The sequence below is a fragment of the Tenacibaculum sp. M341 genome (assembly GCF_004337695.1).
Taxonomy (GTDB): Bacteria; Bacteroidota; Bacteroidia; order Flavobacteriales; family Flavobacteriaceae; genus Polaribacter.
The window spans coordinates 265,028-277,405 of the sequence record NZ_SJXJ01000001.1; the positions used below are offsets into that span (position 1 = coordinate 265,028).

Annotated in this window: 8 protein-coding genes; 6 read left to right on the top strand and 2 right to left on the bottom strand. The window is 30.0% G+C overall.

All coding sequences use genetic code 11. The features are described from left to right. Window positions 1-63 precede the first annotated feature (63 nt). The 6 genes from EYW44_RS01060 (at window position 64) to EYW44_RS01085 (ending at window position 9,545) form a co-directional block, all read left to right on the top strand. Window positions 64-1,998 carry a glycoside hydrolase family 13 protein gene (locus EYW44_RS01060; RefSeq protein ID WP_132721515.1) on the top strand — a complete coding sequence of 645 codons (1,935 nt, stop codon included), beginning with the start codon at window positions 64-66 and terminating at the stop codon, window positions 1,996-1,998. Window positions 1,999-2,003: 5 nt separating this feature from the next. Beyond that, complete coding sequence (locus EYW44_RS01065; protein WP_132721517.1) at window positions 2,004-2,963, top strand: alpha/beta hydrolase; 960 nt, start codon at window positions 2,004-2,006, stop codon at window positions 2,961-2,963. A 35-nt stretch (window positions 2,964-2,998) separates the two neighbouring features. Continuing rightward, window positions 2,999-3,901 carry an alpha/beta hydrolase gene (locus EYW44_RS01070; protein ID WP_243643585.1) on the top strand — a complete coding sequence of 301 codons (903 nt, stop codon included), beginning with the start codon at window positions 2,999-3,001 and terminating at the stop codon, window positions 3,899-3,901. Then, window positions 3,901-6,333: a glycoside hydrolase family 31 protein gene (locus tag EYW44_RS01075; RefSeq protein WP_132721521.1), complete on the top strand. Its 2,433-nt coding sequence runs from the start codon at window positions 3,901-3,903 to the stop codon at window positions 6,331-6,333. The genes EYW44_RS01070 and EYW44_RS01075 overlap by 1 nt, the downstream gene beginning before the upstream one ends. Window positions 6,334-6,336: 3 nt before the next feature. After that, window positions 6,337-8,001, top strand: coding sequence for an alpha-amylase family glycosyl hydrolase (locus tag EYW44_RS01080; RefSeq protein WP_132721523.1), 1,665 nt, complete (start codon window positions 6,337-6,339; stop codon window positions 7,999-8,001). Window positions 8,002-8,102: 101 nt separating this feature from the next. Next, complete coding sequence (locus EYW44_RS01085) at window positions 8,103-9,545, top strand: alpha-amylase family glycosyl hydrolase (protein WP_132721525.1); 1,443 nt, start codon at window positions 8,103-8,105, stop codon at window positions 9,543-9,545. A 71-nt stretch (window positions 9,546-9,616) separates the two neighbouring features. Here EYW44_RS01085 and EYW44_RS01090 read toward each other — a convergent pair whose 3' ends face one another. Both EYW44_RS01090 and fahA read right to left on the bottom strand, forming a co-directional pair. Next, entirely contained in the window at window positions 9,617-10,837 is a 1,221-nt protein-coding gene (locus EYW44_RS01090) for a peroxiredoxin family protein (protein WP_132721527.1), read from the bottom strand. A gap of 215 nt (window positions 10,838-11,052) precedes the next feature. Further along, window positions 11,053-12,342, bottom strand: coding sequence for a fumarylacetoacetase (gene fahA, locus EYW44_RS01095; RefSeq protein WP_132721529.1), 1,290 nt, complete (start codon window positions 12,340-12,342; stop codon window positions 11,053-11,055). Window positions 12,343-12,378: the final 36 nt, after the last annotated feature.

The window sequence follows — 12,378 nt, forward strand, 5'->3', positions numbered from 1 at the left end:
CTGTGAGGTTTTACTTAAATACACAAATGTAATTTTCAGCAAAATTCACTACTACTAACTACGATGAAACGCCTATTAATATTTAGTATCTTATTATTTTTATTTTCTTGTGTTTCAAAAGAAGAAAATAAGGTTGAAACACCTAAAAAGGTAGAAGTTTCAAATACATTTTTAGAACGTGTTGAGCCTCCAAATTGGTGGATTGGCTTTAAAGATACTTCACTACAGTTGCTTGTGAAAGAAGAGAATATTTCTAAAGCGACTCCAAAAATAGAATATCAAGGAGTAAGCATTCAAAATATTACAAAAGGAAAAAGTCCTAATTACTTATTTTTAGATCTAGTTATTGAAAAAACTACATCTGCTGGTAAATTTGATATTGTTTTTTCTTTTGAAAATGGAACAGAAAAGAAACATACTTATGAGTTAAAAAAACGCACTCAAAGCTCAGAACAATATACAGGTTTTAATAGCACTGATGCTATTTATTTGATAACACCTGACCGTTTTGCTAATGGAGATACTTCAAACGATATTGTTACTTCACTAAAAGAAAAAGAAATAGATAGAATGCATGATTATAAACGTCATGGAGGAGACATTCAAGGAATTATAAATCATTTAGATTATATAGAAAATTTAGGTTTTACTAGTATTTGGCCAACTCCTTTATTAACAAATGATATGTACCAAAGTTCTTATCATGGATATGCTATTACCGATTATTATCAAGTAGATCCTCGCTTTGGATCTTTAGAAGATTATAAAAATCTTGCTAAAAAAATGAAGAAGAGAAATATGAAATTAATTATGGATCAGGTAGCTAATCATTGTGGTTTGGAGCATTGGTGGATGAAAGATTTACCATTTGAAGATTGGGTAAACTATCAAGAAAACTATGAAAAAAATAAAGGAAATTGGAAAAATGAATCTTTAATTCCAACAAATCATAGAAGAACCACCAATCAAGATTTTTATGCAGCTGAAGTAGATAAAAATGCAATGAGTAAAGGTTGGTTTGTAAAAACAATGCCCGATTTAAATCAGAGAAATCCATTTATGGCGAATTACATTATTCAAAATAGTATTTGGTGGATTGAGACTTTACAATTGGGAGGAATACGACAAGATACGTATCCATATCCAGATAAAGAATTTATGTCTAAATGGGCAGGAAGTATTATGAATGAGTACCCAAACTTTTCTATTGTAGGAGAAGAGTGGTCATACAATCCATTACTAATAGCATATTGGCAAAGAGGAAAGAAAAACAAAGATGGTTATGAGTCTAATTTAAAATCTACTATGGATTTTGCGGTTAAAAAGTCAATCACAGAAGCATTGAATGAGTCTGAAAACTGGAATACGGGACTTATAAAAATGTATGAAGCATTGGCAAATGACTTTGCATATGTAAATCCGAATGATTTATTAGTGTTTTTAGATAACCATGATGAGAATCGAATATTTACATCTTTAAAAGAAAATATTACAAATACTAAAATGTCGCTAAGTTACATGTTAGTACTTCCTAGAATACCTCAAATATATTACGGAACAGAAATTTTAAAAGAAAACAGTAAAAGACCAGGTGATCATGGTTTAATAAGATCTGATTTTCCAGGAGGATGGGAAAACGATTCTCAAAATGCTTTTACAACAGAAGGTTTATCTGAAAGTGAGAAAGACATGCAATCTTACTTGAGAAAGATTTTAAACTATCGAAAAAATAGTAAAGCAATTCATAAAGGAAAAACGATTCACTTTGCACCGGAAAACGGAACTTATGTCTTAGCTAGAATTATTGAAGGAGAAACAGTTCTGCATATAATCAACAAAAATGAATCACCAATAATTCTTGATTTAGAAAGGTTTAAAGAATTAAATATCGAAGGCAAAAAGCTGAAAAATATTATAACAGAAGAAGTTATTTCTTTAAAAGATACTATTGAATTAAATAAAAAAGGAAGTATCATTTTAACTACCAAATTAAATTAGTTTTTATGAAAAACATAATAACATTATTTGTTTTAATATTGTTTGCTTTTGGTTGTGCTAATCAAAAGAAAACTCAAAAAAAAGAGGTTGAACAAGGTATTAAAACAAAAGAAATAACAGAGGTTACACTTTACGGAGGTTTATTAAATAGAGTAGAAAATTTTCCTTCTAAATATATACAACCAAGAAATATTGATGTTTGGATACCAACAGGTTATACTAAAAATAAAAAGTATAACGTGTTATATATGCATGACGGACAAATGTTGTTTGACAGTACTACAACTTGGAATAAACAAGAGTGGAAGGTAGATGAATGGGCAACACAATTACAAAAAAACAATACTGTAAAAGGTTTTATTGTAGTGGCTATTCATAATATTCCAGAGATTCGTTGGCAAGATTTATTTCCACAAAAGGCATATGATTTTATAGATGAAAGTATTAAACCATCCTTAAAAAGTATTGCTGGTTCTAAAGATTTTACGCTTAATGGAGATAATTATTTACAGTTTTTAGTAAAAGAATTAAAGCCTTTTATCGATGAAAATTTTTCAGTTTATAGAGATAAAGCGCACACATTTGTTATGGGATCAAGTATGGGTGGATTAATGTCAATGTATGCGATTAGTGAATATCCAGAAGTTTTTGGAGGAGCAGCTTGTTTATCTACGCATTGGGTGGGAGCTATGCCTACAGAAGATAATCCATATCCGGAAGCAATATTTAAATATGTAGATAAGAATTTGCCATCAGCAGGAACTCATAAAATATATTTTGATTATGGAAATCAAACCTTAGACCAATATTATCCTATTTACGCATCAAAAGTAGACGAGATTTTAAAGGATAAAGGATATTCAGAGGTGGATTCTAAAAACTTATTTTTTGAAGGAACCGACCACTCGGAAAACTCATGGAACAAACGATTTAACATTCCATTAAAATTTTTATTAGCCAAATAATGAAATCTATCGTATCAATTATATGTGTTTTTTTTATGACTGTAATATATGCTCAGCATAAAAAAATAGAAGTAAAAAGAGTATCAAAAGCAGTTTTATACGCAGGAAGTTTAGAGCGTGTTGAAAAATTTCCATCAAAGTATATTACTCCTAGAAATGTGGATGTTTGGTTACCTGAAAATTATGATAAAACCAAAAAGTATTCAGTGCTATATATGCATGACGGTCAAAATTTATTTGATTCAACAACTACATGGAACAAGCAAGAATGGAAAGTTGATGATTGGATTTCTAAATTAAACAAAGACCAAAAAATTAAAGATGTTATAGTAGTTGGAATACATAGTATTTCTGACATTAGATGGCAAGATTTATATCCAGAAAAAGCTAATAACTACATGCCTACAAAAGTTAGAGACTCTTTATATGCTGATGCAAAAAAGCAAGGATTCAATCTTAATTTAAAAGGAGATGAATATTTAAAGTTTATGGTGAAAGAATTAAAGCCATTTATAGATAAAAATTATGCAACATATAAAGATCAATCAAACACATTTGTGGCAGGTTCTTCTATGGGCGGATTAATGTCTATGTATGCTATTTGTGAATATCCTGAAATATTTTCTGGAGCAGTATGTTTCTCAACACATTGGCCAGGAGCACAACCCATAGTAGATAATCCGGTGGGTAAAGCAATTTTAGCATATTTAGCAGGTAATGTTCCAGATCCCAAAAATCATACTTTCTATTTTGATTATGGAACAAAAACATTAGATCAATATTATCCTCCTTATGCTAAAAAAGTAGATGCAATTTTCAATAAAGTAGGGTACAATACATCAAACTATAAAAATTTAAAGTTTGATGGTGCAGATCATAGTGAAAACTCATGGAATAAACGATTTGATATTCCAGCAAAATTCTTATTACATAACTAATGAAACGTATTTTTTCAATTATATATCTTCTTTCTACCATCGCAATATTTGCTCAAAATGATAGTAGAAAGTTTATTGAAGCTTCTTTTAAAGATGGTGAATTTTTAGAAGTGAAGACAAATGATGGGGCTTACATGTTTAATTTTTATTCTCCAGAGATCATAGAAACTAAATTTGTACCAACTGGAGAAACCTATAAGTCGGCATCTCATGCTTTAGTTGGATTTGAAAATTTTGAAGAATGTAAATCTATTAAATTTAAAGAAACGAGTAATCAGTGTTATTTTACTTCTTGTGGTATTAGTGTAACTATCCAAAAAGCGCCTTTTAAAATTTCATATTCTTATAAAGGAACACCTATTATATCTGAAAAAAGAGGATATTATAAGAGCAAACACCAACCTATGGATATGGTAAAAGGTAATATTACTGCTGATATTACTGAAAAGATTGAATTTAATCTTACAAATGATGAAATTTTATATGGTGGAGGAGCAAGAGCTTTAGGTATGAATAGAAGAGGAAATCGTCTTCCTTTGTATAATAGAGCTCATTACGGCTATGAAACACATTCTGAATTAATGAATTTTACCATGCCAATTGTCGTGTCTTCAAAAAAGTATATGATTCACTTTGATAATGCACCTATTGGATATTTAGATTTAGATAGTCAGAAAAATAACACTTTAACCTACGAAACTATTTCAGGTAGAAAAACATATCAAATTATAGTAGGTAATACGTGGTATAATTTATTAGATAATTATACTGATTTAACTGGAAAACAACCAATGTTACCACGTTGGGCATTGGGTAATTTTTCTAGTAGATTTGGTTATCACTCTGAAAAAGAGACCAAAGAAACTATTGAAGCATTTAAAAAAGAAGAAATTCCTGTAGATGCGGTAATTCTTGATTTATATTGGTTTGGAAAAGAAATCAAAGGAACCATGGGGAATTTAGAAGTGTATAAAGATTCTTTCCCAAATATGAAAAAAATGATTTCTGATTTAAAGAAAGATGGCGTTAAAACTGTTTTAATTACTGAACCTTTTGTACTAACAAGCTCAAAAAAATGGAAAGAAGCTACTGACAAAGGTATTTTGGCTAAAGATTCAGTAGGAAATCCTTTCACATATGATTTTTATTTTGGGAATACAGGATTAATAGATATTTATAATCCTAAAGGAAAAGAATGGTTTTGGAATATTTATAAAGATTTAAAAAATCTCGGAGTTTCAGGTATGTGGGGTGATTTAGGAGAGCCAGAAGTGCATCCATCTAAATTATTACACGCTACAGGTACTGCAGACGAAGTTCATAACATTTACGGACATGATTGGGCAAAATTGATTTATGAAGGATATAAAAATGAATTTTCAGAAGAGCGTCCGTTTATTTTAATGAGAGCTGGGTATTCTGGTTCGCAACGATTTGGAATGATTCCTTGGTCAGGGGATGTTAATAGAACTTGGGGAGGCTTACAAAGTCAACCAGAAATAGCATTGCAAATGGGCTTACAAGGTTTAGCTTTTATGCATTCTGATTTAGGAGGTTTTGCAGGAGCAAACCTAGACGACGAATTGTATGCACGTTGGTTACAATACGGTGTTTTTCAACCGATTTATCGCCCACATGCACAAGAGGAAGTACCAAGTGAACCAGTTTTTAGAGCTGAAAAGGCTAAAAAGTTAGCAAAAGAAGCAATTAACTTACGTTATCAATTGTTACCATATAATTATACAACAGTTTACGAAAATCATGTAAGTGGAGCTCCTTTAATGCGTCCTTTGTTTTTTGAAGATGAAACCACAACTTTATTTTCAAATGCTACAACTTATTTATGGGGAAAAGATTTTTTAATCACGCCAATTTTAAAATATAAGTTAAATGAACAAGAAGTGTATTTTCCAAAGAATTCAGTTTGGTTTGATTTTTATACAGATGAAAAAATTGAAGGAGGACAATCTAAGAATGTTAAAGTAAAAGAAAATTCAATTCCTACTTATGTTAGAGCTGGAGCTTTTATTCCTAAAATTCAAACTATTCAAACAACAAAAGACTATTCATTATCTGAGTTTGATTTACATTATTATCATGATGTTTCTGTTAAAAAGAGTAATAGAAAAATTTATAATGATGATGGTGTTACAGCTAATGCTTTTGAAAAAGGGATGTATGAATTAATGAATTTTACATCAAATAGTAAAAAGAGTAAATTAAACATAGTTTTTAAAGCTGAAATAGGAAAAAAATACAAAGCAGGATTGAAAAAAATCAATGTAATCATTCACAATATAAAGCAACAACCGAAAAAAGTAACACTTAGAGGTAAAAGCATAGATTTTAGTTGGAATAAAGATAGCAAACAGGTATCCATTCCTGTAAAATGGATGACAAACAACTCAAACACTTTAACTATTAAATTATAAATTTTGAAACACTTTTTAGTATTAATGCTAATGTTTACATTATTTTTTAATTGTAAACAACAAAAAGAAACAGCAAAGGTTACTGAAACCTCTGTAAAAGTTAAAAAAGCTCCTTTTGTTTGGGAAGCTGCTAACATCTATTTTTTATTGACAGATCGTTTTAATAACGGAGATACTTCTAATGATGTTAATTTTGATAGAACTAAAAAAACAGGAGTAAATAGAGGTTTTGAAGGAGGGGATATTAAAGGAATTACTCAAAAAATAAAAGAAGGTTATTTTACAAAATTAGGTGTAAATGCAATTTGGTTATCTCCAATTTTTGAACAGATTCATGGAGGAACAGATGAAAGTACTGGATTTAGTTATGGTTTTCATGGGTATTGGACCAAAGATTGGACAAATTTAGATCCGAATTTTGGAACTGAAGCTGATTTAAAAGAATTGATAACTGTTGCTCATGAAAATGATATTAAGATTTTATTGGACGCTGTAGTAAATCACACAGGACCTGTAACCGAAAAAGACCCTGTTTGGTCTAATGATTGGGTAAGAACTGAACCACAATGTGTATACAAAGATTATGAAACATTTGTAAGTTGTACGCTTGTTAAAAATTTACCAGATGTATTAACCAACAGTAATGAAGAAGTTGAATTGCCAAAAGAGTTGGTAGAAAAATGGAAATCTGAAGGAAGATTAGCTCAAGAACAAAAAGAATTGGACGCTTTTTTTGCTGCTACCGGTTACCCAAAGGCACCACGTTTTTACATTATGAAGTGGTTAGCTGATTATGTAGCAGAGTATGGTATTGATGGATATCGTGTAGATACTGTAAAACACGTTGAAGAAAGTGTTTGGAAAGAGTTTAGAAAAATATGTGACGATGCTTTTAGCACATTTAAAAAAGCAAATCCAGCAAATACATTAGAAGATCATTTTTATTTAACAGGTGAAGTATATGGATATGGAATAAATGGAGGAAGATTTTATGATTATGGAGATAAAAAAGTAGATTATTTTGATAATGGATTTACGAGTTTAATCAATTTTGATTTTAAATGGACTGCCAAAGAATGGGATATAGAGAAATTATTTGCTACTTATTCAGATAAAATTCATGGAGATTTAAAAGGCGCAAGTGTTTTAAATTACATTTCATCTCATGATGATGGTCATCCGTTTGATGCAAAAAGAGAACATACTTATGATGCAGGGACAAAATTATTATTGGCTCCTGGAGCTTCACAAATTTATTACGGAGACGAAACAGGAAGAGTTTTAACCAATGATGAAGCAGTAGGAGATGCAAAATTACGTTCTTTTATGAATTGGGAAGATGTCAATAATGATGATACTAAAGCTTTACTAACTCATTTTCAAAAGTTAGGTATGTTTAGAAAAAATCATCCATCGGTTGGTGCAGGAGTTCATAAAATGCTTACACAATCACCTTATACATTTAAAAGAACATATACTTCAGAAGAATTTAAGGATGAAGTTATGATCGGACTTAATTTATCAGAAGGAGTAAAAGAAGTAGAAGTTGCTGCTGTTTTTAAAGATGGTACTATTGTAAACGATGCGTATTCAAACCAAAAAGCTACAGTAACAAACGGAAAAATAACGATTGATTCTCCTTATAATATTGTTTTACTAGAGCAATAAAAATTTCAAAAAATTAGTCATTATGAATAGTAAAGAAGTGAACTGATTTATTTTTAGTTAGCATTTTTAGTATTCATGTTTTAATTCAAAAAGAATAAAAAATGAAAAAAATATTCATATTCAGCATTTCTATGCTATTATGCCTTTCTTGTAAACAAGAAGTTAAAAAAGATGAAAAACAAGTAGACAAAACTGAAGAATCTGTAAAGGAGGAAAAAGGTTTACAACCAATCTCAGATGTAGATATAGAAACATCAGTAATTTACGAAGCTAATATTCGTCAATATTCAAAAGAAGGAACTTTTAATGCTTTTACTAAAGATATTCCGCAGTTAAAAGAATTGGGAGTGAAAATTATTTGGTTAATGCCAATTTTTCCTATTTCAGAAACAAAACGTAAAGCCACAGGGGGAGAAAACAGTAAGTTTGCTTCAGAGTTTCCTAAAGAAGAACAGGCAAAATATTTAGGTAGTTATTATGCTGTTTCTGATTTTAGAAAGATAAATCCTGAATTTGGAACTATTGAAAATTTTAGAACTTTATTAAAAACAGCGCATAATAATGGAATTTATGTTGTGTTAGATTGGGTACCTAATCATACTGGTTGGGATCATACTTGGTTGACTACAAATCCTGATTTTTATACAAAAAATGATAAAGGAGAAGTAATTCATCCTGAAGAAACTGATTGGACAGATGTAGCTGATTTGAATTATGAAAATGCTGATTTGCGCAAACAAATGATTGCAGATATGACATATTGGATTGTAAATGAAAATATAGATGGGTTTAGATGTGATGTTGCAGGTAAAGTACCTACAGTTTTTTGGAAAGAGGCTATTCCTCAACTAAGAGCTAAAAAAGATATTTTTATGTTAGCTGAAGCATGGAAGCCTGAGTTAATGGAAGATGGATTATTTGATATGGGATATGGATGGGATCGTCATCATTCTATGAATCATATTGCCAAAGGAGAAAAAAAGGTAGCAGAATGGGATGCTGTATTCTCTAAAGATGCTGAACGATATGCTGCTGATGATATTTTAATGACTTTTGTTACCAATCATGATGAAAACTCATGGAACGGTACAATAAAAGAAAGAATGGGGGAGAGTGCACCTTTATTCACAGCTTTAAGTTATGTTACACCAGGTATGCCTTTAATTTATTCTGGTCAAGAGTATGGTTTAGATCATAGATTAAAATTCTTTGAAAAAGATTCTATAACCAAAACTAAAGGTAAAGAATGGGATTTATTAAAAAAATTAGGTGATTTAAAATTAAATAACAAAGCTTTAAATGGAGGTAAAAAGTCTGCTTCTTACACTAGAATAGATACTAAAAATGAAGATATTTTAGCTTTTTCTAGAGAAAAAGAAGGACAAAAAGTGATTTTTGTAGGTAATTTATCAAACAAAGAGCAAAGCTTTACTGGAGTTTTAAAAGGAACTTACAAAGAGCATATTACAGGCGGTAGCTTCGATTTTGATACTTTAAAAGAAACTACTTTACAACCTTGGCAGTATTTTATATTAGTGCAGTAGGTGTTTTAAGAGCTTAAGAATTTTAGGAGTGTCAGAATTAAGAGAAAAATATTAATTCTGACACTCTTTTATTATTCCTCCATTACTAACTCATCTAAAAAACTTTCAAAGTTAGTTTTAAAATTCTCATACTCTTTTCCTGTAGCAGGACCATTAAAACCAGTATGTATTTTACGAACCTTTCCTTTTTTATCGATAATGATTGTAGTAGGATAAGATAAAATATGATTCAACATTGGCAATTTTTGTTGTGCTGAAATTTTACTAGCAGAGGCTACTTGAGCAAGTAACACAGTATATGGAATTTTTACTTGATCTTTTAATCTGTTAATCAATTCGAAGGCTTCTTCTTGGGTTTTAGCAACTTCAAATGCTAAAGCAACAAATTCAACTCCTTTCGATTCGTATTTATTATAAACTTCAGCGTAATATTTACTTTCATCTAAACAATTTGGACACCAAGTTCCCATTATTTGTAGTACAGTTACTTTATTTTTAAACTTTTCATCTTCTAAAGAAACCAAATTCCCTTTATCGTCAGGAAAAGAAAAAGAAACTTTATCGTATCCCTTTTTTAAAAAAGTAAGCTTTTCAGCATCTGGTAATTCGTATTCATTATTAAGTTTTGCAACAAAAGATTCTTTCCAATGGTTTCCAGAATAAAAGAAACCATTTAAAGTAGAATCAGTAGCTTTTGCAGTAAATAAAAATGCATGTGCACCGTCAAAGGTTGAAAGCTTTACAATATCATTATTCATTACGCCTTCTAAAAAACGATAATCACCAGTAGTTGTTCTAAAAGTTCCAGTTATTTTATTTCCTTTTTGTTTAAAAATACCTTTGGCAATGTATTTATCTTCTTCTGAATTTGGACTAAAAACAGTTTCCCAACTTCCTTCAATATTCACTAAAGGTTTTGCAGTTGTTTCAAAACGAGGTTTATTTTTTATTGCTGAAAAAGGAACAACTCTATCAACATTTTTCTTTATAAAAATTCCTTCTAATCCATCTTTTTTGATTTTGGCAGTAATATACCCTTCAAAATAAGGTAATTGAATTTTGATAGAATCATTTTTGTAAGAAATTTCAGTTACTTTAATGGCTTCTGTATCATTAAAAACAGTGAATTCTTTTTCATTATTTACGTCAAAATTAAAAGGAATCTGTTCGTTATCTTGAATATGAAGAATACCTTTATAAGATCCTTTTTCAAGTTTCTGAACTATATTTTTCTTTTCTGAGTTACAAGAAATAAAAATTAGAAAAATAAAAAAGTAAAAATAAGATTTCATAATTGGTTGATTTTCGCTTGTGAATTTACAAAAATTAATTAGAGTGTTATTTTAAGTATTTACCAGTTTTCAAATTTAAATAAAAGTGAATTTTTAGATAAAAACACTTTGTCGGATGAAAAAAAGAAGCCTTTCAATTAATTTTTAATTGAAAGGCCTCTAATAAGATATCTAGATTATTGATAACTCAATTTTCTAGTAGGTTATAAAGTTTTTTATTTTTTAAACTCTTTTGCAGGTAATACTTTACCAACACATTCGCCAAAACCAATACGAACTTTATCATTCTGAGAATAACCTCTCATAATAACAGTATCATTATCGTTAATGAATTTACGTTCAGAACCATCGTTCATTTTGATTGGATTTTGTCCTTTCCAAGTTAATTCTAACATAGAACCAAAACTATCTTGTGTTGGACCAGAAATAGTTCCACTACCCATCATATCTCCAGCTTCTACAGGACAACCATTAACTGTATGGTGTGCTAATTGTTGTGCCATTGTCCAGTACATGTATTTGAAGTTAGAGTTACAAACTACTGTTTCCTCTTTATCTTCAGGTTGAATAGCCATTTGTAAATTAATATCAAAACTATGTTTACCTTCATGTTGTAAATAAGGTAAAGGCTCTGGATTTTGCTTTGGGTTTTCTACTCTAAAAGGCTCTAAGGCATCTAAAGTAACAATCCATGGTGAAATTGTAGATGCAAAGTTTTTACCTAAAAATGGTCCTAATGGTTGGTATTCCCATCCTTGAATGTCTCTTGCAGACCAATCATTAAATAAAACCAATCCAAAAATATGATCTTCTGCTTCTTCAACAGATACACGATCACCTAAATCATTTGCAACAGTAGTGATAAAAGCCATTTCTAGTTCAAAATCTAATAATTTTGAAGGACCAAAATTAGGCGAGTTTTCTCCTTCAGCAGGTCTAGACTGTCCAATAGGTCTTCTAATAGGTGTACCAGAAGGAACAATAGAAGAACTTCTACCATGATATCCAATAGGAATGTGTAACCAGTTTGGTAATAAAGCATTTTTAGGATCTCTAAATAAGCTTCCTACATTTGTTGCATGCTCTTTACTTGCATAAAAATCGGTATAATCACCAACCTGAACCGGAAGAAGCATTTCAACTTCATCCATTCTAAAAATAATTTTGTCTTTGTGATCAGCATTATCTCTAAGTTTTCCGTTGGTAACATCAAAAATATCAGCAATTCTATTTCTAACTAATCTCCATGTTTTTCTACCGTCAGCAATAAAATCATTTAAAGTGTCTTGTAAAAAAATATCATCAGTTAAAGGAATACCTTTAAAGTAATCTAATTGGTGTAAAGCAGCTAAATCAATAGCATAATCACCAATTCTAGTTCCAATAGTAATGATATCGTCTCTTGTTAAAAAAACGCCAAAAGGTATATTTTGAATAGGAAAATCCGAATTGTCACTGATTTTTAACCACGATTTTCTGTTTGGGTTATTTGCCGTAATTTCCATCTTATTTTGTTTGTTAATTGTTTTATCAAACCTACA

Excerpts from the sequence above, each read along its gene's own strand:
- EYW44_RS01090 (WP_132721527.1), bottom strand. The coding sequence starts at position 10,837 with ATGAAATCTTATTTTTACTTTTTTATTTTTCTAATTTTTATTTCTTGT.
- fahA (WP_132721529.1), bottom strand. The coding sequence starts at position 12,342 with ATGGAAATTACGGCAAATAACCCAAACAGAAAATCGTGGTTAAAAATC.
- EYW44_RS01065 (WP_132721517.1), top strand. The coding sequence starts at position 2,004 with ATGAAAAACATAATAACATTATTTGTTTTAATATTGTTTGCTTTTGGT.
- EYW44_RS01060 (WP_132721515.1), top strand. The coding sequence starts at position 64 with ATGAAACGCCTATTAATATTTAGTATCTTATTATTTTTATTTTCTTGT.
- EYW44_RS01070 (WP_243643585.1), top strand. The coding sequence starts at position 2,999 with ATGACTGTAATATATGCTCAGCATAAAAAAATAGAAGTAAAAAGAGTA.
- EYW44_RS01075 (WP_132721521.1), top strand. The coding sequence starts at position 3,901 with ATGAAACGTATTTTTTCAATTATATATCTTCTTTCTACCATCGCAATA.
- EYW44_RS01085 (WP_132721525.1), top strand. The coding sequence starts at position 8,103 with ATGAAAAAAATATTCATATTCAGCATTTCTATGCTATTATGCCTTTCT.